Annotated in this window: 22 protein-coding genes; 7 read left to right on the top strand and 15 right to left on the bottom strand. The window is 63.9% G+C overall.

The window, feature by feature from the left end; translation table 11 throughout:
• Positions 1 to 485: 485 nt before the first annotated feature.
• On the bottom strand, positions 486 to 1,943 hold the full coding sequence (locus NV1_RS16055; protein WP_067891760.1) for a hypothetical protein: 1,458 nt from the start codon (positions 1,941 to 1,943) through the stop codon (positions 486 to 488).
• Positions 1,944 to 2,410: 467 nt separating this feature from the next.
• On the opposite strand from NV1_RS16055, the gene NV1_RS16050 reads away from it, so the two are divergent.
• The gene (locus NV1_RS16050; RefSeq protein WP_157116990.1) at positions 2,411 to 2,809 is read left to right on the top strand and encodes a hypothetical protein; all 399 of its coding nucleotides are present in this window, start codon (positions 2,411 to 2,413) and stop codon (positions 2,807 to 2,809) included.
• 511 nt (positions 2,810 to 3,320) lie between these two features.
• Here the strand turns inward: NV1_RS16050 and NV1_RS16045 are convergent.
• Positions 3,321 to 3,815 carry a winged helix-turn-helix domain-containing protein gene (locus NV1_RS16045; RefSeq protein ID WP_067891754.1) on the bottom strand — a complete coding sequence of 165 codons (495 nt, stop codon included), beginning with the start codon at positions 3,813 to 3,815 and terminating at the stop codon, positions 3,321 to 3,323.
• A 438-nt stretch (positions 3,816 to 4,253) separates the two neighbouring features.
• Here NV1_RS16045 and NV1_RS43545 point away from each other — a divergent pair, with 438 nt between their 5' ends.
• From NV1_RS43545 to NV1_RS16035, 3 genes are all read left to right on the top strand, one after another.
• On the top strand, positions 4,254 to 4,400 hold the full coding sequence (locus NV1_RS43545) for a hypothetical protein (protein ID WP_157116988.1): 147 nt from the start codon (positions 4,254 to 4,256) through the stop codon (positions 4,398 to 4,400).
• A gap of 371 nt (positions 4,401 to 4,771) precedes the next feature.
• Positions 4,772 to 5,689 carry a hypothetical protein gene (locus NV1_RS16040; protein WP_157116986.1) on the top strand — a complete coding sequence of 306 codons (918 nt, stop codon included), beginning with the start codon at positions 4,772 to 4,774 and terminating at the stop codon, positions 5,687 to 5,689.
• 72 nt (positions 5,690 to 5,761) lie between these two features.
• The gene (locus tag NV1_RS16035; RefSeq protein ID WP_084525410.1) at positions 5,762 to 6,076 is read left to right on the top strand and encodes a GFA family protein; all 315 of its coding nucleotides are present in this window, start codon (positions 5,762 to 5,764) and stop codon (positions 6,074 to 6,076) included.
• Positions 6,077 to 6,129: 53 nt separating this feature from the next.
• Here the strand turns inward: NV1_RS16035 and NV1_RS16030 are convergent, their stop codons facing one another.
• Positions 6,130 to 6,978 (bottom strand): TauD/TfdA dioxygenase family protein, encoded by an 849-nt coding sequence (locus NV1_RS16030; protein ID WP_084525409.1) that lies wholly within the window; start codon positions 6,976 to 6,978, stop codon positions 6,130 to 6,132.
• Between the two features lie 124 nt (positions 6,979 to 7,102).
• On the opposite strand from NV1_RS16030, the gene NV1_RS16025 reads away from it, so the two are divergent.
• Positions 7,103 to 8,242: a YhaZ family DNA alkylation repair protein gene (locus NV1_RS16025; protein WP_067892002.1), complete on the top strand. Its 1,140-nt coding sequence runs from the start codon at positions 7,103 to 7,105 to the stop codon at positions 8,240 to 8,242.
• Positions 8,243 to 8,430: 188 nt separating this feature from the next.
• Here the strand turns inward: NV1_RS16025 and NV1_RS16020 are convergent, their stop codons facing one another.
• The 9 genes from NV1_RS16020 to NV1_RS15980 form a co-directional block, all read right to left on the bottom strand.
• Positions 8,431 to 9,123: an HAD family hydrolase gene (locus NV1_RS16020; protein ID WP_067891746.1), complete on the bottom strand. Its 693-nt coding sequence runs from the start codon at positions 9,121 to 9,123 to the stop codon at positions 8,431 to 8,433.
• A gap of 106 nt (positions 9,124 to 9,229) precedes the next feature.
• Complete coding sequence (locus NV1_RS16015; protein ID WP_245713737.1) at positions 9,230 to 10,054, bottom strand: SAM-dependent methyltransferase; 825 nt, start codon at positions 10,052 to 10,054, stop codon at positions 9,230 to 9,232.
• Between the two features lie 26 nt (positions 10,055 to 10,080).
• Positions 10,081 to 10,410 carry a hypothetical protein gene (locus NV1_RS16010; RefSeq protein ID WP_157116984.1) on the bottom strand — a complete coding sequence of 110 codons (330 nt, stop codon included), beginning with the start codon at positions 10,408 to 10,410 and terminating at the stop codon, positions 10,081 to 10,083.
• Positions 10,397 to 11,185, bottom strand: a complete 789-nt coding sequence (locus tag NV1_RS16005) for a nucleoside hydrolase (RefSeq protein ID WP_067891737.1) — start codon at positions 11,183 to 11,185, stop codon at positions 10,397 to 10,399. Before NV1_RS16005 ends, NV1_RS16010 begins: the two co-directional genes overlap by 14 nt.
• On the bottom strand, positions 11,178 to 11,684 hold the full coding sequence (locus tag NV1_RS44545; RefSeq protein WP_169813336.1) for a hypothetical protein: 507 nt from the start codon (positions 11,682 to 11,684) through the stop codon (positions 11,178 to 11,180). Before NV1_RS44545 ends, NV1_RS16005 begins: the two co-directional genes overlap by 8 nt.
• A 312-nt stretch (positions 11,685 to 11,996) precedes the next feature.
• Entirely contained in the window at positions 11,997 to 12,296 is a 300-nt protein-coding gene (locus NV1_RS15995; protein WP_067891731.1) for a hypothetical protein, read from the bottom strand.
• Positions 12,297 to 12,330: 34 nt separating this feature from the next.
• Positions 12,331 to 13,428 (bottom strand): methyltransferase, encoded by a 1,098-nt coding sequence (locus tag NV1_RS15990; RefSeq protein ID WP_084525406.1) that lies wholly within the window; start codon positions 13,426 to 13,428, stop codon positions 12,331 to 12,333.
• 282 nt (positions 13,429 to 13,710) lie between these two features.
• On the bottom strand, positions 13,711 to 14,022 hold the full coding sequence (locus tag NV1_RS15985) for a hypothetical protein (protein WP_067891725.1): 312 nt from the start codon (positions 14,020 to 14,022) through the stop codon (positions 13,711 to 13,713).
• 675 nt (positions 14,023 to 14,697) lie between these two features.
• Positions 14,698 to 17,202, bottom strand: a complete 2,505-nt coding sequence (locus tag NV1_RS15980) for an ATP-binding protein (RefSeq protein ID WP_169813335.1) — start codon at positions 17,200 to 17,202, stop codon at positions 14,698 to 14,700.
• 488 nt (positions 17,203 to 17,690) lie between these two features.
• Here NV1_RS15980 and NV1_RS15975 point away from each other — a divergent pair, with 488 nt between their 5' ends.
• Both NV1_RS15975 and NV1_RS15970 read left to right on the top strand, forming a co-directional pair.
• On the top strand, positions 17,691 to 19,034 hold the full coding sequence (locus NV1_RS15975) for a cytochrome P450 family protein (protein WP_067891716.1): 1,344 nt from the start codon (positions 17,691 to 17,693) through the stop codon (positions 19,032 to 19,034).
• Positions 18,949 to 19,791 (top strand): class I SAM-dependent methyltransferase, encoded by an 843-nt coding sequence (locus NV1_RS15970; RefSeq protein ID WP_067891999.1) that lies wholly within the window; start codon positions 18,949 to 18,951, stop codon positions 19,789 to 19,791. Before NV1_RS15975 ends, NV1_RS15970 begins: the two co-directional genes overlap by 86 nt.
• 414 nt (positions 19,792 to 20,205) lie before the next feature.
• On the opposite strand, the gene NV1_RS15965 is transcribed toward NV1_RS15970, so the two are convergent.
• From NV1_RS15965 to NV1_RS43540, 3 genes are read right to left on the bottom strand one after another with little or no spacing between them, the layout of a single operon-like run.
• Positions 20,206 to 20,436, bottom strand: coding sequence for a hypothetical protein (locus NV1_RS15965; protein WP_157116982.1), 231 nt, complete (start codon positions 20,434 to 20,436; stop codon positions 20,206 to 20,208).
• A gap of 5 nt (positions 20,437 to 20,441) precedes the next feature.
• On the bottom strand, positions 20,442 to 20,669 hold the full coding sequence (locus NV1_RS15960) for a hypothetical protein (RefSeq protein ID WP_157116980.1): 228 nt from the start codon (positions 20,667 to 20,669) through the stop codon (positions 20,442 to 20,444).
• Positions 20,666 to 20,830, bottom strand: a complete 165-nt coding sequence (locus NV1_RS43540) for a hypothetical protein (RefSeq protein ID WP_169813334.1) — start codon at positions 20,828 to 20,830, stop codon at positions 20,666 to 20,668. Before NV1_RS43540 ends, NV1_RS15960 begins: the two co-directional genes overlap by 4 nt.
• Positions 20,831 to 20,874: the final 44 nt, after the last annotated feature.

The raw sequence follows: 20,874 nt of genomic DNA, 5'->3' as shown, positions 1-20,874 counted from the left end.
CCCCAAATTTTCTTATACTTCCGAATTGACCAATAGATCCTATCACCATCAATCGCCCGAGACTCTATTTGTTCCAGCGGGCGATGCCACCTCGCGCCGCGCTCTCGCTCATCAAACGAAAAGCTGCATCGCTTTTTGCCCCTACCGCAGCTCGCGACTGATCGCCTAGAGGCTGTGCGGTATCTGCGAGAGCTCTGTTGCTGCCCAGGACGATGGTGACGCAGACCTGTTGGTGTCACGATGATGAGCCTCGACGACGACAGCGGATTGGTGCCCGGGCGACAAAGATTCCGTCCCAATGCCGTCCCATGGCTTCCGATCGTTGGCGCACAGGACTGAATGAGTTCGGGCTGGCCCTGGAGCATCGAACCCTGCCGAGGTCGTGGGTTGCCGTTTCGTTCGATCGGATGTCGAGAACCACAGTGTCCTCAATGTCGTCTCGTGTGCCGGCCGCAGGCCGAAAGACGCCTCCCGAGCACGCGCTGTTACTGGCATGTACGCCGTATCCGTTCGAGGAGCTGCTGCCGGTCGGTCAGTATGTCCAGCAAATACACCATGGGGACGAGGACGATGTCGGCTGGGAGACGCCCAGTGTGCTCGGCAAGGATTTCACTACCCTTGCCGCCGAAACCATGAGTCGTGTTGCGACGTGCATTCCACAGTTGTTGGAGCCGCGATTCGGTGGTCGTGTCGGGGTTCGGGCTTGTGATGAAGAATTCGTCAGCAACTTGGTTTGCGGCAGCCAGCGCGCGATATGCCGGTGCCATAATCACCGGTTTGATACGGTCAGGAACATGCTCCTCGATCGCGGCAATACGCTTCTGGATTCGTTTCGGCGACATAAGTTGAGCGATTCCGTTGCTGCCGGTAAAGCTGTCGCCGAGGATGTCCATCGCGGGAAACATGAGCATTAGTTGTGTAACCTCGTCGCGAGGATGCCGAGTGATTGCGCTGATGCGGGACAACAACTGCTCAAGATTCAGCATCCACCGCTGGTGTGCCTCGGGCGCGTAGAAGCCGTTCTTGTCGATATAGCTGGTGGGAGCGAAGATATCGGCCATCGTCTTGTCGATCCGCTCAGCCCACCAGTCGACAGCGTCCGAATATGCGGCCTTGTGCAGAGTGGCGTCGTCCAGCGCTTCGACGTCGAAGCCGCGGGCAGAGTGGTGATAGGTCAAAGCCTCCAGAGAGTCGATTGCGTGCGGAGTGGCGCCCTCCCCGCGGCCACCGATCTGCCGACCGAACGTATAGACGATGATCTGACCGACGCGAGGTGCGCCGAACCCCCAGACGTTCGGCGAAAGATTGCCAAGGAGTGGCGCGAGGTAGAGTCCGCCGAAAACCGTGCCCTCCAGCAGCGCACCTGATGATTGAAACGCCAGTGCGGACGGATCATCCATCGAACTCTTGACGATCTCGGCCACGCTGTTGTACTTGAGCCGGAGGAAGACCTGCGGGAGCTTCGACCAGCGGTAGGCGATGTCCGAGACTCGAATATCGTGGACCGAGTGCTTCGGGAACAACGGCTCGGTCGAGCCGTCTGGGTGAGTTAGTGGAAGCGCGGCGAGTACGTCGCTGCCCCATTTGATCGCTGCGGGGACCTCGTCATCGGGAACCGCGAACAGCATCTGGCGGATTCGTTCAAACCTAGACGGCAGGGTGGGGTGTGCGTCGAGCGCTCGCGCGTATCGGTTGAACACGTCCGACTTGTCAGCTGGAATGCCCCCGGGCACTGTCGGCGTGGGGGCGCGCGAGACATCGAACCGGCTGCGCTTGAGAGCGGGCCCATGCAAGGTCTGGGCCTTGATGAGGTCGATCGGCTTCGCCGAGACCTCCCAATCGGTGTCGGACTCCGACGGGGCCCTGTCGACACGCAGACCGAGACGCTCCAGGAGACCGGCCGGGTTCCCGCCGTACATCTGGGGCGGAACGCTGATCTTCATGGTTCAGATCGTGACACGCGTAGCCGGACGCAGTGAAAACCACGGCGGCCAGCGGGCCGCATCCCTATGGATAGGGTTTAGTGGTTGGCCATTGACCGCTGTGGCCGTGTTGCTATCGGCATCGGTGGCCCGGTTGGTGTGCGTGAATGTCACTCGGGAGTGGTTCGGACCGGGACTTCCGGGTGAACGGTGCCGGATTCGCGGCCCGTAGATTTCAGTGGTGAACGCTAGCCTCGCCGATTCACCAAAACAGGTCACAGTGTGTGTGCTGGCGACGAAGGGCGACCCGACCTGCGATAATCCTTCTTGCTGAGGAAAATCATCGCGAGTGAGGAGCACCCTTCTGGTGCGCCAGTCTATCTCGCCGTACCCGGCGTTGGTCGTGGTTCGACACGACCACCTCCTGGTGGACCCGCCGACTCGGGTGCGTGCCGCCCTTCTGGCTGATCGGTCAGACCACATTCGGAATGCTGCACCGATCAGGGTGGCTCGCCTCCAACCACACCATGCAATCGCTGTGCCAGGGACGACGTTTTTACACCCGCTTTCACGGCGATCATGTCTCGGCAATGCCACCGACAGTCGTCGGGTTCGGTGTCGCCCGATTCATCGGCATGTACCGGCGACTGCATGAGGACCACAGCCCGAACTGGGCCGAGATCGCCGCTGAAGCCGCCGATCCCACCGGCGTGCCCTTGTTCTTCAACACCGCCGACGCAGAAGCTCAACAGCGATGGCTGGTCACCGAAGGGTGGATTCGCCTCGACGATCAGGGGCTTCGCCGCGGTGCACGCGCCCGTGCCGAGATGCGCAGGCGGGCCGAACTCAGGGCCAAGAACATGGCGCCGGCCAATACCAACCGGTGATCAGGTCCGGCGCACCCTTGCCGAGCTTATTGAGACGAAAGTTTCAGCACTCCAACAACTTTGATTGGACTGACGTCACATTGGATGTAATCGACAACCTCGGAGCATCATCCGGGCTGTTCTGTGGCGCGCTGGAATTCCGCAGCACCCGGGAGCGGCAGCCCGTAAAGGTATGTCCCTGGCGCTCATCTGTCGATGCGCCTGCGCTCACCAGTCTCATCAGTAGTCCGACCTGTCGTTTCGCTGCCGATGCCGCTGCCCTGGCGCCGGTGGGAGTCGCTGGAGGTGACGATGCACGAGGAGATCAGCACCGATTCGTCGGCGCTGCAGTGGAGAGGGCGGGGCCACCAACCACGCCATCCAGGCGCAGACTCGCTGTTGCTGGACAGCTCGCCGCAGCATCAGGCGACGCGGATCGCAGCGTAAAAAAATCTGAGATCAACCGATCAGCGTTAAATCCGGACAATCAATACTGCCGCAGTCGATTTCGGCACCGTCCGGCAGCGGCGGATCAGCCGTTGGACTGTTCGGCTTCGATGCGCGCTCGGACGCGGTCGGCGGCCGCGGCCCATTCGCGGCGGGCGTCGGGATCGAGGTCGGGTTCGTCTTCGGCGCGCTCGCGTTGCCGGTCCGCCCATTCGCGCAGCGCATCGGTCAGCACAAAGCTGACATGCGGCTCGCTCAGGTCGATGGTGATCGAGTGGTGATTGTGGCTCTCGATCGCGGAGAGCACCGTCGTCAGACGGTCGCGTAGCGCGACCAGTTCGGCGTAAACATCCATCTTCTTCAGCGATTCGGTACCGATGACGAAGGCGCCCACACCTTGGCGCGTGTCGATCAGCCCTTCGTCGACGAGCAGCTGCTGGGCGGCGCGGACCGTGCCGAGACTGCGGACATCGTACTGATCCTGAATCTCACTGATGCTGGGCAACCGGCTGCCGAGCGGGAATTCGCCGGAGACGATCCGTGCCCGCAGAGCATCGGCGAGATCAAGATACTGAGCCATCCCACCAACTTATCAGCAGACCTACAGCTAAGTGCAGATAAATGCGATGCACCTGCGTCAACCGGAAATTCCCCAATCGCCGCAATGTAACCCAGACCACTAAATAGCGGTGATTCGAGTCACATCACAGAATAGAACCAGACCGACCAGGACTTGCCATTACCTGGGCCCAGGCCAGCCAAAACGGCGATTTTCCAGTTATTCGCTTCATGCAATGCCGGAGAACATCAAGATGCCGGCCCGAGGAGAAGTTGTGCCAAACTCGTTGGCACGCAGAAATGCCCACCTCACCGGGCATTTTCGCCGGGAGAGGTGGGCATGGATTCCCTGTGGCTGGGGTTCCCAGCCTACAGACTCGGCGACCAGGGACTCAACAGATAAGCGCTGCTGCCTGCCCGGCTGCGGAGGGGCGGGCGCGGTGCGGATTGGAAAATCGCAGTGGTTCAGATCGCGTTGCTGGGCTCGGCCTGTTTCGTCTGTTACCTCGTCTTGTGCGCGGTGGTGGTCCTTCGCACCGGGACCACCGGGGGCCTGGTGCATGTGGCTCAGGCCGTGCAGGCGTTCGGGCAGGTCCTTCGACGCTGACACCACCGATGCCCCGGAGGAGCGATTCGTCCGGGGCATCACTTCCCGCAGCTCGAACAACTGGGTGCGATCTCGCCCGGGTGATCCTCGAAGACATCCAGTTGCATTGCGCCGCAGCGCATCCGGTCGCGGAGCTACAGAGGCACGCGCGTGCGAAGTTGCTTGCGATGTCTGGTCGGCGAGTACCGATAGGAGACCTGCACCGCTGGCGTCGCGCCGTCCTTCCACGAAATCGTTAGGAAGACCGACGTGCTGGCCGGTACACGCGGGACCAGAAGCAGCCCGGGGCCGTCCCAAGACAACTCGGCGGCACCGGGCGCCCCGACCCCTCATGCTCCACATCCGGCGACTCAAGATCACCTTGAAGCCGAATGCCGCTGGGTGCATGGACGATCCGCATCTGCAGCCGCTGTGGACAAAGACAACGCGTACCGTTTGCGGGCATGTCTGAGATCGATGAGGGGCAGTGGCCTATCGAGGTTTGTCGTGAACGTGTGCGTCGAGCTGGAGAGATCAGGACCGAGATCGGGTCCGAGTGGAACACGTACCTGGCCGACCACCCGCGCCAGATCGACGTCGTTCGGGGAGACACGGACACGTCGTGGACCTTCGTGGTCAAAACGCTGACTCCGATGCCGGTTCGGCTCAGCGCCCTGTTCGGGGAATGGCTGTACGAACTGCGCGCCGCGCTCGATGGAATCGTGTACTACCTCGCAGTGCGAGACAGTAGCCAGAATCCGCCGCCGGCCGAGCGTGGAATCTTCTTCCCGGTATTCACCGATCCGGCGAAGTACGACGACTCGAACCACCGCGGGCGGATGAAGGCACTGTCCGACAAGACATTCGCGCTGCTTCGCCAGGTCCAGCCCTTCAACGCGCAGCCCGACCATCGCTCGAACACGTTGTGGTGGATCGAAGAACTCGCCCGCATCGACCGCCACCGGCAGGGCCACGCACTCGCTCCTCACATCGAAAAGATCAAGATCGGACACCAGAAGCCGCTACAGACCGTGGGCGGCATCATCGCCGAGGCACACAAGCTGATCCCGATCGACGAGTCGGCGCCGACACCGATCTTGAACCTTGAGGCCCCTGCCGGCTGGGACGCACAGCAGGTCCGAGACCACCTGGACGTCACCGACGCCATCACCAGCCGCCTCGACGTGACCGAATGGGTCCGCAATTCGACAGAGCCCATGAAATCGATGGAGCTGAGCCAGAGGATGGTCCGGTGTGAGCAGTTCGTACTGGAAGGTGTCATCAACCCCCTTGCAACGGGCGACATCTAGCTTCACACCGATACCCGAGCGGGTGACGGTGACGAGTGGTGGTGTCGCTGAACAGAAAGACTTGACAGGGAACTGTGCTCATGCCCGCACTGCCAGAAACTGGGCGGGGCCCCGGTCGTGGCCTGGGTCGATTTCCCGCTCGCCACATTCGAATGGACCGGTGAGGGCGGCGAACCGACCTGGTACCACACCTGGCCCACCACCAAGCGAGGGTTCTGCCCCACCTGCGGCACGTTTGTCTCCGCGTTCGACGAGGGCGGCGACTCGATGGGGGTCACGATGATGGCCCTGGACGACCCCAGCGCACTGGTCCCGGTCCACCAGGGCCGCAAGGACAATGCCGTGCCGTGGCTGCCGGTGATCGAGACCACCGACGCCGGCGCCTGATCTTCTCCGGTCCGATCGCCGCGCCGAGCGCACCGCTCGGCGCGGCGATCGTGTCACATGACCGTGGTGCGGAACAGCAACCGCTGATGGCGGGTGTGATCACACGGCGAAGCGGTGTGCATCATGGCCCGGTTGTCCCAGATGACCAGATCGCCGACCGCCCACCGATGCGAATACACGTACCGCTCGGCGGTGGCGTGGGCATGGAGCTGATCGAGCAGACTCGCGGACTCGGCTGGATCGAGACCAATGATCGTGCGAATGATCATGTCTCCCAACAACAGTGATCGCCGCCCGGTCCGCGGATGCACCCGCACCAGCGGATGCACAACGTCGGGAACCTGCTCCCGCTGCGCGGCGGTCAACGGCACCTTGTCCGGGTTGTCGGCAGCCTGCTGCTCGAACAGATGCACCAGCGAATGCACCGCGGCGCGCCCCTCGATCCGGGCGGCCAGCTCTGCGGGAAGATCGTCGTAGGCTGCGGTCGTGTCGGCGAACCGGGTCCCGCCGCCGACCGCGGGCGCGATCACCGAGTACAGCAGCGACACCGAACTCATCGCCGGTTTCCACGACAGATCGGTATGCCACTCCTGCTCGTTGTCCCCGTCGTACAAGCCGATCGGCTCACCGTCGCGATGTATGTTGCTGATCGTGACGATCTGCGCGAAGCCTGGCACCGCGTACTGATCCTGCACATGAATTTCCGGCTCACCGAACAATCTGCTCACCCGAATATGATCCTCATGCGACAGAGATTGCCCCCTCACGACCAGCACCCGGTATTTCATCAGATCCTCAACCAGGGAAGCTGAATCCCACTCATTCAGCGGCCGGGACAGATCAACCCCGAAAACGCTGGCGCCGAAAGTAAATGACAAAGGGTCGATATGGTAGCGACTCACCCCGGAATTCTAACAAGAACAACACGAACGAGAATCCGATCAGCGAAAGAAGACGATACTCCCCAGGCAGGCTCCGGTGCGGATTCTGCCGCATCTGGACGAGGCGGTGGGATATCATTCCAGCATGAGTCAGCCGGTTCCTTTGAAAGAATCTGCCATGAATCGCGAGCGCGTTGGATCGCTGGCGCGGGATCTGTCGCGTGTCGCATCGAGCTTCGACGCCGACGGGTTCGTGACCACGGTCATGGAGCAGCTACCCGGACTGGAACTCAAAGCCAGAATTGCTTGTGTCGCAGACAATTTGGCAGTCTACCTGCCCTCTGATATCGGTGCGGCGACAATGATCATCCTGGCCGCACTGCCCCCGCACGACGACGCGACCTTCACCGGCAGCGACTTCGGAATCTATACGTACGCACCGTACTCGGATTTCATCGCCCGCTACGGCTGCACCCAGGCAACTCTTACCTCCTCGCTCAATGCGTTGAAAGAGCTGACCAAACATTTCACCGCCGAAGACGCTCTGCGCTATTTCCTCAACACATTTCCCGACGACACGATGAGAGCTGTCACGGAATGGAGCACCGATCCCGACTATCACGTCCGCAGGTTGGCAAGCGAGGGAACCCGGCCGAAACTGCCCTGGTCGCCCCGCATCACCCTGCCCGTACATGAGGCGATCCCGGTATTGGACAACCTGTTCTCCGATACTTCACGATTTGTCACGCAGTCGGTCGCCAATCACCTCAACGATCTCACTAGCACCGACCCTGATCTTGTGCTGTCCACCCTCGATCGGTGGCGCAATTCTGATCGGCAGCGGCCGAAAGAAATGGAATTCATCATCCGGCAATCGCTGCGCACTCTCGTCAAGAAAGGCCACCCTGCCGTATTCGAATTCCTCGGGCTCTCGACTGCACCGGCGGTGGAGGTCACCGAACTGCGCTTGGGTGCCCCCGTGGTGGCCATCGGTGGGCGCCTCGGTGTCGATTACACCGTGCGGGTGATCGGCACCGAGGCCGAACGGGTCGTGATCGACTACGTCCTGACCTACCCCCGCGCCCGCGCCGGCCAGGGGGAAGCGGTGTTCAAAGGGACCACACTTGACCTAGCGGCGGGCGAATCGCGCACGGTGTCGCGCACTCAACCGCTACGTTCAACCGCCAGCCGCAAACTCATGCCTGGGCCAAGCCGGTTGCACATCCAGATCAACGGCCGCAGGATCGCCGAGGCCGCGTTCGAGCTGCTGCCCGCCGCCGGATGAGGACACCACGGTGCTCAACCGTGCCAGCCGTTCGTCGAGCAGCCAAACGCCGGGAACCGAGTGACCTCGGAAGACCGGGATAACCTCGATCCTCCGCGCCTCCACTTCCACGACGATCCGTTCGCTGCGGACGGCGATGACAACCACGCCGGGGACGAGTACGAGCGCGTTGACCTCCACCGCCACGGCTACCTCGCTGCGGAATACCGGTCGCGAGGTATGGATGCCACCGCGTTGGTGACGTGATGGAGTTGCCGGTGCCGGGGGTCGGTGAGCTGGGGGACCAGCATGGTCGGGATGCCGACTTCGACCGCGACGCCGTCGCGTGATGGGCGGTCGCCGACCATCAGGGTTTGTTCGGGGCGGGCGTCGAGCCGGTCCAGCGCCAGCCGGAAGATCGCGGGATCGGGCTTCTGCACTCCCTGTTCACTGGACAGTACGAAGGCATCGATCGAATCGAGCAGTCCGGCTTGTTCGAACGTGGGGCGGATGTCGAAGTGGATATTGCTCAGCACCCCGATCCGGCAGTCGTTCGCTTTCAGCGCAGCGATGGTCTCGGCGGCATCGACAGCGAAAATGTTGTACGACGGATCGGAATCGACCGCGAACAGCGCGTCCGCGAGTTCGTCAGTCAATCCGGCGACGGCGAATACCGTGTAGTAGGTGGTGCGATGCCGCTCGTAACTGGTGTTGCCCAATGGATCTTTCATCCGGTTCGGCTCGCCGGCTGCTTTGCGAATCGTTCGCAGCAGATTCGTTGTGGCGGCGTCGCTGTGATCTCGCCCGGATTTGCGTAGCGCTTCACTCGCCCACCCGTGCTCGGTCAGCTCGGAAACGAGCGTGCCACGCCAATCGAAGACGACGTGCCGAACCGGGTGCACGCGCTGTGAGCCCAATGATGTTGCCTTTCAATGTATCTCGCCGACATGTGTCGGCGAGGACTAGTGGGGTGTCGCCGACGTTGGCGACTCGCGATGTCGGGTCGGGCTACCGTGGCGGTATGCGGCAGACGCCGCCGAGCATGACCAAGGTCGTGGGCGGGAGGTCGTCGCCGATCCAGTCCTGGATCGGTGCCACGCCCGGGGCGAGCATCTCGAAATCGTCGAACAGTTTCTCCACCTCGGAACGGGAGCGGTAGGCGCACTGGGCGGTCGTGCCGTCGGTGGCCCGCGCGGTCCGGCTGATGAATTCCTGACGAGTGTCGGTGCAGGCGTGCGTGAATACCAGATAGCTGCCCGGGGCCATGACCTCGCGGAACCGCGCGATCGACTCGGCTGGGTGTTCGTGGTCCATCACGAAATGCAGGACACCGACCGGCAGCAGCGCGACCGGTTGGCCGAAATCGATCCCTGCCTCGGTGTGCAGGCGTTGGATCAGGTCGTCGGGGTGGCGGAAGTCGCCCACCATCGCGGTCACCGCGGCGCTGCCGGCCGCGAGGGTGTGCCGCTGGACGACCGGGTCGAAATCCACCGCCGCGACCCGGATGTCCGAGTTCACCGCGGAGACGGTTTCGTAGACGCTCGGTGAGGTGGGGATGCCCGCGCCAATGTCGAGGAACTGCCGCACGCCCGCGTGTGCGGCCAGTTCGGCTGCGCCGGTGAGGAATCGGCGACTGAACCAGGCCAGTGTCCTGGTTTCCGGCGCGATTTCTAGGAGTTGCACGGCAGCGTCGCGGTCGGCGCGAAAGTGGTCTTTGCCGCCCAGGAGGTAGTCGTAGATGCGGGCGCTGTTCGGTGCGGTCGGGTCGATACCTTCCGGCGCCGCCCGGCTGGGGATACTCATCGTGTCCCCGCCCGCCTGTGGCTGACTCATCGGTCATCCGTCATGTGTCGGGGTTGTCACCACATCCCCGCTCGTGTGAGTGTGGTCAGCTGGGGGCGGGCTTCCGGGCTGGCGTAGTACCAGCGGTCGGACGATCGCGTTTCGCGATGCCGTTCCGCGAAGATCCACTGCTGGCCCGCGAAGTCGTCCAGGATCGCATCCACCCTCCGCCGGCGAATTCCGCTGGCGCGCTGGAGTTCCCGCGCGCAGAACCTGTGGCAGGACAACGTATGGACCAGTGCTGCGATACGCGCCCTCTGCCGACGGCGTCGCGCGATCGCCCGTCCGCTCCGGGGGTAGCGGGCACTGAATCCGAAGTCGAAGTTCAGCCGATCACCGCTTGACACCGACACCTCCCAGCATCAGCCGCGCTTCCTCGAGGCGGCCCACGCTCGGGCCGGGTGGCCGCCACTGATCCAGCGACGCCAGCCCCGGCGCGAGCATGTCCAATCCACGCATCCACGAACCGATGTCGCTCGCGCGGCGGAAGTATCCGCCGCTGAAACACAACAGGGCGCGCGTTTGCAGGTCCGCCGCGAAATCCTCGAGGTCGCTACCGTCCCCGGGATTGGCGTAGTGCGCCGGGCGGTGAGCCAACCGCAACGCGATACCCGCGGCGAGCTGGTCACTGTCGAGATTGCGCTTTGCCCGGTCCGGGCGCCGATAATGGTCGAACCACCCGCCCATCTGGAACACCCGCAGCCGCTCGGCCAGATGCGGCGCCTGGATCAACACGTGTGCTAGCTCGCCCATCGGGCCCTGCCCGACCCAGACCACCGGACCGTCCTGCACCGCATCGCTCAGCAGCCCCACCAGGTCGTCCACCTGACCGAACGACCTGTGCGGCAACGAATTCAGCTCGCTGTCGAGCAAGAACCGGTCCCCGCCCAGATCGATGCCCTCGATCACCGGAACGTCCGGGCGGTCCAGCAGATCGAGCATGTGCCGCATCAACAGAGCCCGCCGACCCTGGCTCTCGTCACTGGTCACCACAGCCAGGCGTTCACACGACCGCGCCGCGGGAACCAGCGCCCACGCGTCATCGACGTCGTAGAAGGCATCGGTCACCACGACATATGTCGGGGACCCGCTGCCCGTCTCGACCAGTCCGTGCTCAGCCACGTCGGCTCCCCGTGATTGCGGTGACGACCTCGCTGTAGGGCGGCAGGATGCCTGTCGGCAAGCCGCACAACCATTCCCGGCGATCCTCGCCGGGAGTCGGGAGCGCCAGCTCCGCACCCGCCCCCACGACCATGGCGCCCGATTTGAACAAGTCCAGTGCGGCCTGGACGGGGTCATCCTCTGGCGCAGGCGAAGCGGTCAGAAGCACCCGAATGTTGGTGCCGCTGCGGAAGATCGGCAATGGCCGGGCGCCCAGTGCGGTGTGCGCCGTGGCCCCACGCTGCGCGGACAGCATTACCGCATGAAAGTGGTGCGCGCGGACGGTCAGCGCGTGCGTGGCCCGGTCGTAGCGGGTGTACCCGTACAGGGCTTCGTACAGGGCACGGTGCCGCGCATAGCTTTCGGCAACGCCCAGGGCATCGGCCACGCAAGCACCGATGTCCACATCAGGATCGGCGCGGCAGGCTCGCTGTTCCGAGGGCATTGTGGTGGTTGTCATCGACAGTCCTCGCTCAAGTGAATTGGAAAGTCACGCACGGTGTTTCGGTGGATCAGGGGGTTCCGGCCGCCCAGACAGACCGGGAACCGCTGATGGCCCGTTCATGATCAGGCTCGCTATAGGCCCCCGGCTCTGTTGCGGTCGCCGCCGGACAGATTTCGGGAAACCCACCAGTGCGGGCGGGCAGCGCGAACCGCGCCCCGTGGTGGCCCAGCGGGCACAACGGCAACAGTGGCCGGGTTGCCGAAACATCAACTGCCCCTTGATGTAACGGTCAGCACCGACCGGCGCGCAAGCAGGTGGGTATCACCCTCACAGCGATATTGGTCCACGATCGGTTCGATGCGGTACCGGCTGTGTCCATAGTTGTTCGCAGGGCATTTCCGGGAGCCCTGGCGTCATGTGGTGATCGATGCGTACGTGCGCGATGTGGGCAGCTTCGACGACTTCGGCGAAATTCGCCGCCGCCGCGGGAGTTGCTTGATATTCGGCGATGATCGGCAGCGAGTCCGTGGGGAACTCCACAACCACATGGCATTTATCGTGTCCGTCCCCGCAACTCGCCGATTCATCGCTGAATACGGTTGCGGTGATGGCTTCGAATACCGTCATGAGTCCTCCACAGCTCACCAGGTCACAGAACGATCTAGAATGCTTCGGCTTCGATGATGGACAAGGCGCCGCCGAGCGTGGGCGCGGTGATCGTGACGATCCGCAACCCTGCTGCGTGGAGCAGGTGTTCGAAGTCCCGCCGGGTGCGTTCGCGGCCGGTGACGATGGACATCATCACGATATCCAGGACCTTGGACTGGTCGGGCTCGTTGCCGGGCGGCACGATCATGTCGTGAATGAAGACCCGCCCCCCAGGCGATAGTCCGAGCCGACAATTCCGCAAGATCTGCAGGCAGCGTTCGTCGTCCCAGTTGTGCAGGACGTACTGGATCACATACACATCCCCGGCAGGCAGTGTATCGAAGAAGCTGCCGCCTACCACGTCCCAGCGGCTCACATCCTCCAGGTCTCTCAACTGGTGTTTCCCGACGACCTGGGGAAGATCGAACAACACACCGCGAAGGGCGCGATGCCGCTGCAGAAGCATGAGCAGCAGCGTCCCCTGGCCGCCGCCCACGTCGACCACGGTGCCGGTCTCGGGCAGCCGGCATGTCCTGGCGAAGTTCTCGCTCTCGATCACCGAATACCGACCCATACCGGTATGGAATTCCGCGCCATCGGAGGTGTGAGAACCGAAGTAGTCGAACAAGGACTCGCCGAATATATGGCCGACCGCGGGTTCACCGGTCATTACCGAGTGCAGCAGCTCGCCGCCCGCGCGATAGATGGCCGGGGTCGTAGCCGCCAAAATCCCCTCGCGCACCGAGAACCTGGAATCCGATCGAAGCGACGCCCCCCGCTCCATCAGTACGAAAACCCTGGGATCTGTCTCCCGGAAAATTCCTCGGGTGGCCAGCAGCCGCAGCACACGATACAGCGCGTGTTCATCGGCGCTGACGTGCTCAGCGAGCTGCGCGACGTGCACGGGCCTGTCCGCGAGCAGATCAGCCACACCCAACTTCGCTACGACCCGCAGGCAACACGCATACACGTAGCCGTGTGCCTCGGCGGTGAGGAAGCTGGCCGATTCCCTATCCTTTACCCATTCCTCTACCAGCGCTTCCCGCATACCGGGAGTCGGAGTCGAATAATGCAGCGCCCTTTGTGAACGCCGTCCCGAGAAGATGCTCATATCACTAATTCCTCATCGTGTCGTAGAGATAGGTTTTGAGGCTGGACCGGTGTTGGATCGTATTCCTTCCAGAAAAGACATTTCCCGCCGTGGGTAACCGCTTCGAAAACATGCCGCTCACATGGAGAGAGCAGACGATCAAACAGGTTCAGTTCATGACATTGATTGTTTTGATCACCAGAGCTGGCGAGTTCGTCGCCGAGGATGGTCGCTGTGGCCGCGTTTTCGTTCCTGGTCGTTTTGCGGCGGGATCGGGCGGGGTGAGCGTGCACCGCGGGCCACTCATGAGGCCGATCGTCGGGTCAGTGGTGTGGTGTGGGCGGTGCACGGCCACAGCTGAGCTGGCGCCACGGTGACGACCGCGCATCGCTGGCGGATCTTGTCGAGGCTGTCACGTCCGTGCCGGTCGGTCAGGTATCGGCGGTTCGGGACCATCACCGCGTCGGCCGCCCGGTGGTCTACCTGGGTCAGCAGGTCGTCGATCGGGTCAACGCCGTCGCCGCCGCTCAGACGCACCAGAACCGGCTGCACCCCGTACCGGGTGGCGGTCGTCCGGAGTGCCAGCTCATCAGCCTCACCGACCGCTATAGCCATAGCTCGGCTGGCGCACAATTGCAGGTCTGCACGTAGCAGGCCGATCACAGTCGGGCGTGTACGCAGGAGCGTCAGCGCGTGCAGGGGCAAAGCCTCGTGTGCTGCGTGGAGGCTGGATTGCGCATGCCCGGTGCGCGCGGGGCCTTTGGTGGTTCGGGGTGGAATCGTCAGCGAGCGGGGCCTGGTCAACAGGTGCGGCCTTTTACCGAGTTCGCGGGCGACACCGTGCGCGACTCCAAGCATCAGCCGGGTGGGGCCCGCACCGGCAATAGCGGATCGGATACACGAAACAACAGATCGAGGCATGGGAAATTCTCCTTCATACGGTGCCGGTCCCCGCGGCATGGCAGACGATGCGAGGCGCTCAATGCCCGGTGCGTCGTGCAGGAATCCACTCCGGACCTGATGTCATGACTGTCACATGGCAAGGCCCGGTGTGAAATACGTGGATTACCGACCACTACGCACAGCAGTGCCTACCCCGGCTCACAATCGCACCCTGCGGATTTCGCTGACTACCTGTGGTTTTCGCAGCGTCGCCGCTGGTGGTGGCGGAGAGAAATCAATTCGGTCCACCCACGCCCGCCGTAGGTCGTGATACCGCAACAGGGTGCGCGATCGGTAATAAGTACGTATGTCGAGCCCGGGGGTTCCGGTTTCGCACGGCGGGTGCGGCTATGGGCGAGGCCGGATCGGGGTGATGCTCTCGCTCGGTGTCGCCGGGCTCGTGCTGTGCCGTGTCGAGGATCCGGGATTGTTGAGGAGTTCGGCGGGGACGTGTTCGCGGATATTGTGTCGGGAGGGCACGTCGAGTTTGCTCAGGATCGAGGACAGTTGCGTGTCGACGGTGCGGCGCGAGCTACCGCGCTGGCGTGCGATCGCCCCATTGGACTGACCGGCCGCGGCCAGCAACGCGACTTTTTTCTCGGTCGGAGTCAGGGTGTCCCAGACCCGGGCAGGAACAGAATGTGCTCGCGCGTGTCGCAGGCTCATAGTGCCCAGCGCGAGGCGATGCACGTCACCGGTGTGCGGGCTCAGATCGGCACCACGGCCATGCTCGGCGAGGTACTCGCCGTCACCGAGGATCGCGCGCGCAGCCGCGACGGCGGTGTCCGTCTCATCGGCGAAGCTTCCCATCGTGGCCAGCCGCACGCCCAGATGCGTTTGGAGTGTGGCGACACCACCGACCAGGTGAGCGATCTCGATCGCGAGGTGCCGGTCCCGATCTCGGTCGTTCTCGTGCCCGGTGATCATGTCCGCCAACGCCCACGCGCGCAGCAGCACACTCCACATCGCACCCCACTGATCCCGCACGGTGAGCTGGGTGCGCAGTGCTTCACGCAGCACGCGCGCCGCCTCGTGCGGGTCACCGTGCTTGATCAGCGTGACCGCCCACCCCAGCTGGACCCACGAGATGGTCCAGGGCGCGCCCGAAGCCTGGGCCTGGCCCACCGCGCGGCGCGCGACCGAGTGCGCCTTGGGCGCCGGGCCGAGCAACGCGGCAGCCAGCGCCTCGAACATGGCCCCGAACATTTCATACGGATCGCCCGCCACACGGAACTTGCCCACCGCCAGCTCCAGCACAGCAATGGCACGCGGGTCGCGTTGGCGCATGAACAGGTAGGTGCCGCGCGCCAGATCCAGCAGAGCCGGCAGCCCGAAATCGGTGTCAGGATGCGTGCGCCATTCGGTGGGGTCTGCCTCGGGAAGGCACCTGTGGATGCACTGCTCGAGGAGGCGTTCGGCGTCGGGGTCTCCTTGCCGGACCGCCATCCACGTCACTGCTGACATCGTGGCGGTCTGCAGCGGGATCGGCTGCGGATCCAGCTGCATGCTCGCGTCCAGACACCGCTGGGTGTACCGGCGGATATCGCGGATCGACCCCCTGATGAAGGGGATGCGCAGGTCGATCAGTTTCAAACACATCTGCAAACCCGCAATGGCCTGGTCAGGGAGATCGACGCTGGCGTCCAGGGCGGTGACGATGTTCGGCCACGACCTGCGCACTCGGTCGATCACCTCGACCTCGGCCGAGCTGTTCCACCGCTTCGCGGCCTCAAGGACCTGGCCCCGGTAGTACCGCACGTGTCGGCGAGCCAACCGTGTCGGCTCGCCCGGGTCCTGGTCCCGGAGGCGTTCGGCCGCGAACACCCGCAGGCTCTCATGCAACGAGTACGACTGTGTGTCGGTGAGGTAGATCGTGATCAGCGCGTGGTCGACCAACGCCTCGAGCAGGCCCGCGATCTCGACGCTGGCCAGTGTCGTAGGGCCGCTGTCCTCGGGGGATGCTTCGTCGTCGCTGCAGATGGCTTGGATCGCCGCCAGGCTGGCCCCGGCGTCGTTGTGGGCGTCCTCGGCGTTGGTGCCGGTCGGCGCGAACACCGACAAGCGGCGGAACAGCAGCTGTTCCTTGTCGCTGCACAGGTTGTAGCTCCAGGCGATGGGTTCACTGATCCCCCATTGCAGGCGGTTGTCGTCATCGCGCCCGGTCAGTCCCGCGCGCAAGCTCGCGAGGGCCTGGTAGCGCAGCCGCGCAGCCACCAACTGGATAAACAGCGGATTGTGGTGGATGCGGGCGCAGATATCGGCCGCGATCTCCTCGTCCACCAGGGTGTGACCGACCAGCTCCGCGCGTGCCCGGAACAGCGTCAGCGCATCGGCCGCCGGGAGCTGCGGGACATTGATCAACCGCTCGTCACGCCACCCCATCGGCCCTCGGCTGGTAGCCAGGATCATCAGGTCCGGGACCGCGTCCAGCAGAGCGGTGATCAGCAGCAGCGCGGCGGTGGCTACATGCTCACAGTTGTCCAGCACCAGGACTACTCGCTGCCCAGCCTCCCGCGAACCCAAAGTGGCCACCAGCCCGTCGAATTCGCTGCGCGGTGACACATCGGCCGGAATCACCGCCATAGCAGTGGCGTACTGGACCGCTGCGAGTTCCGCGCCCGCGGATACGCCCCCAAGGGGCGCCGAGTGCACCCGAATCCCACCGGTCCGCGCCCGGCGAACAGCTTCCTCGGCCAGCCGGGTCTTCCCGATTCCTCCTGGGCCGATCAGCGTGATCAACCGGTGCGGCCCGGACTTCAGCAGGCCGCTCACCTGATCCAGTTCCGCCACACGACCGACGAAATCGTGCGTGGGTGCCGGCAACTTCTTACGCATCCCCCGAGACTCGGTCACAACACAACTATAGAACCCCGAAACACCCCAAGAACGCGCAACACGATGAATACGCATTCCCTTCGGTATATACGTATACCGTGCTAGCGCCGCCATACGTATGCGACGGGCATTTTACGTGGAACCGAATTTTCCAGCCCCACATGATGTTTGCTGCAAGTTCGAATGCGGCGACCATTCCACACATTACAGACGCCATCCAGCATCTTCCCTTCAGTAGCTGAACTTCAGCACGATTGCCAATGAATAGCCCGCTACGCGACGTGGGTTGCGGGTCGTTCCATTCTTCAGCACATTACGTATTCCGAGGCTGTCTTTACGTGTGACACAGTGCTTTCTCGCTGACCAGGGGATAACGCACCCGGATTTCTGCAAGCGGTTACGGGCGGCCTGCGATGGCGCAGTGCGCCGTGGGCGCTGGTGGCACCAAAGACCAATGGGAGTGGAGTTACGTGAGTTGCCCTGTCCGACACGGGTCTCCGTTCGATGTGTCCGAGCCCGCGATCCTTTTCGAGGGCACCGAGGAATTCCATCGCAACCCGGCCGCGTTCTATCGAGCACTGCGCCAGCGATACGGAGCACTCGCACCGGTGTACCTCGCGCCGGATGTGCCTGCCACCCTCGTGCTGAATTGGCGCACCGCCCGCAGGATTCTGCATGACCCTGAGCACTTTCCTGCGGATCCCAGGACCTGGCAGCGGACCATTGCCGAAGACTCTCCCCTGCTGGCGATGATGGGATGGCACCGCTCCGCACGGGACACCGACGGGGTCGAGCACCTGCGCTACCGGCAGCCGTCGGTAGCGGCCATCGACGATGTCGATCTGTTCGCGATGCACGACAGGGTCGAAGATTTCGCTACCCGCCTCATCGATGACTTCCTCCCGGCAGGTAAAGCCGACCTGGTCTCGCAGTACGCGTTCCCGCTGTACTACGCCGTGCTCAGCAAGGTGTTCGGATGCCCGCACGACATCGGGCAGCGAGTCGCGGCCGCCATGGCCGACCGGTTCAACAGCGGCGGCGCCGCGCCAGGAGCCATGGACACACTCGACCAAGCTCTGACCGAACTCGTCGAATTCCGGCGCGCCTACCCCGGCCAGGACATCACCACGCGACTCATCCAGCATCGCGTAGGCCTGGACGACGAGGAAGTCGTCGCACAACTGTTGAGCATGTGCGGCGCCGGCCTGCAAGCAGGACCCAATCTCGTCTGCAACGCGCTGCTGCTGGCACTCACCGACGAGCGTTACGGCAGCAGCCTGATCGGCGGTGGCCTGCACACCCGCGACGCGGTCGACCGGGCCCTGTTCAACGCCCCGCCGATGACCAACTTCTGCATCACCTACCCGCGCCAACCCATCCTCGTCGAGGACACATGGCTGCCCGCACACCAGCCCGTGATCATCAGCATCGCCGCCTGCAACAACGACCCCGCCATCGCAGGCGGCGACGATCCAGGCAACCGCGCACACTTCGCGTTCGGTGCGGGCCCACACCAATGCCCCGCCCGCACCCTGGCCTACCAGGTCACCGTCGACGCCATCGACTACCTCTTCGACCTGATCCCCGACATCACCCTCGCCATCCCGACCGACCAGCTGCAGTGGCGGCCAGGCATGCACCACCGCGCCCTCACCGCGCTACCAACCACATTTCCCCCAGCCGAACGCTCGGGCCCACCATCCGACCACTCCAGCCCACCACCGGATGCCTTCCCCTTCCCCTTCTACTCTCAGGGTGACCACAATGCGACACGAACGACCCAGCGCCACCGCCTTGGCAATGGCGCATATCCGGGCCCTGCATCAGGTTCTGCACCAGCGCGGCGATGAACCGGCGATCTTCGATGACCCGCTCGCGCTGCGGATTCTGCCCGAATCAGTCTGTCCCGCAGCAGATCTCGACCACGGACTCACCCCTGACCTGGTTCGCCGCCGCCGACTCTATATCGCAGCACGCGCACGCGCCGCGGTCGACTGCATCGAAGCCGCCCGTACGCAGGGAACCGATCAAGTCGTGCTCCTCGGCGCCGGACTCGACACCCTCCCCTACCACGACCGCTACCCCGGCATCCGCTACTTCGAGGTCGACCACCCCGCCACGCAGCGGTGGAAACGCCACTGCCTCACCAGGTCCGGCATCGCGATCCCCGAGTCGCTGACCTACATCCCGATCGACTTCGACCACGACCCGCTCGACCACGCACTCGCGGCAGGGGGATTCGATCGCGGCCGTCGCACGGTGTACACCTGGCTCGGCGTCCTCATGTACCTCGACAGACCCGCCATCGAAGACACCATCGGCTACATCGCGGGCGGCCCCGCCATCCTGCTGTTCGACTACATCGCCCGTGACGCCTTCGGGCCGCACGGGAACCAGGAACAGCTCCACACCCGCGCCAACAGCGTCAGGGCGCTCGGCGAGCAGTGGCGCACCTACCTCACACCCGCCCAGATCTGCACGCTCCTAACGCCTTTCGGCTACCAGGCTGTCACCGACCTGTCTCAGTCCTCACTGCTGGCCACCTACGGCATCGACACAACCCCCACCGACGCCGGGCCACACCTGGTCCACGCGAGCACTACATAACCGCTCCAGACACACTCGGTCCCTGTTGTCCACCAACATGTTTCGGAGAGTTCACCGTTCGACGACAGCTCACCTCGGCCAGAACCCCCTGTGCTGCGACCGGCACCGTGGGACCGCTGAGGCTCACAGCTCGGCCGCGACCGCGTCCCACAGCGCAGCCAGCCGCGGCCACAAATCACGCACCTGGGACAGGTCCGGATACTCCGGGCCCGCATACGACCTCAACACCCGACCACTGGATTCTGCGATCGACTCGACACGAACAACACCGCCAAGCGCACGCCACCGCACCTCCACCCCATCCACCACAGTGCATCGAACGCCCCCTGCCTCGATGCCGTCCATCCAGAACTCCGACCTCTCTCATCGCTGCGGACATGAACAATCGGTGGCCGCGCAGTCCATGTGCTCGCGCTATGCGCGGTGCGCCTGGGCAGATGTGAATGGCCGGGCCGGTGCGTGGTGCATCTGCGCGGCGATCGCCACGTTCACGATCGTGACCATCCCTGCGGACTGTGCGTACCGCGGGCGGGTGGCCAAGGTGCTGCGGACTGTGTTGGGTGGCGGGACCAGCGCTGCGACGAGCGCCACTGATGGCGCCGGTGCACCCAATTCCACGCTCGTCACACTCTGTACGCCGCTCACCGTCATCACCTCCGCGCTGGGGCGCGGTAGACGAAGCGGCGCACGGCGTGACCGTGGTCGGCGTGGAATCGCAGGAATGCCAGCACACCGGTCAAGCCGTCCACCTCCGGGTCCGGAGCTGGTGGACCATGCCGTCGCAACTCGGCCAGCGCGGTGTGGTCGTCGCTTTGGGTGCACTGATGGATGGCGGCGTAGTACTGCTGCTGCCGTGTCGGCTCGTGCCCGGTCGTCACAGCGTTGTTCCCCTCGGGCTGGAATCTGTTGCGCGGGTGCGCGATGTGTCCCAGATCGGAGCCGGCCGCAGCGAGGGGCGGTAATCCGGCAGCCACACCGTGCGGACCACCAGCGTGGCAAAGGTTCCCGCCACACCGGCGAACGCCATTGTGATCAGCACCGAAAGCACACTGCACCCCTTAGCTTGTGGAGTATGTGGAAAGC

Source organism: Nocardia vaccinii NBRC 15922, assembly GCF_001613305.1.
Lineage (GTDB): Bacteria > Actinomycetota > Actinomycetes > Mycobacteriales > Mycobacteriaceae > Nocardia > Nocardia vaccinii.
The sequence above is the reverse complement of the archived record's forward strand: the minus strand, read 5'-3'. Positions and strand labels throughout refer to the sequence as shown.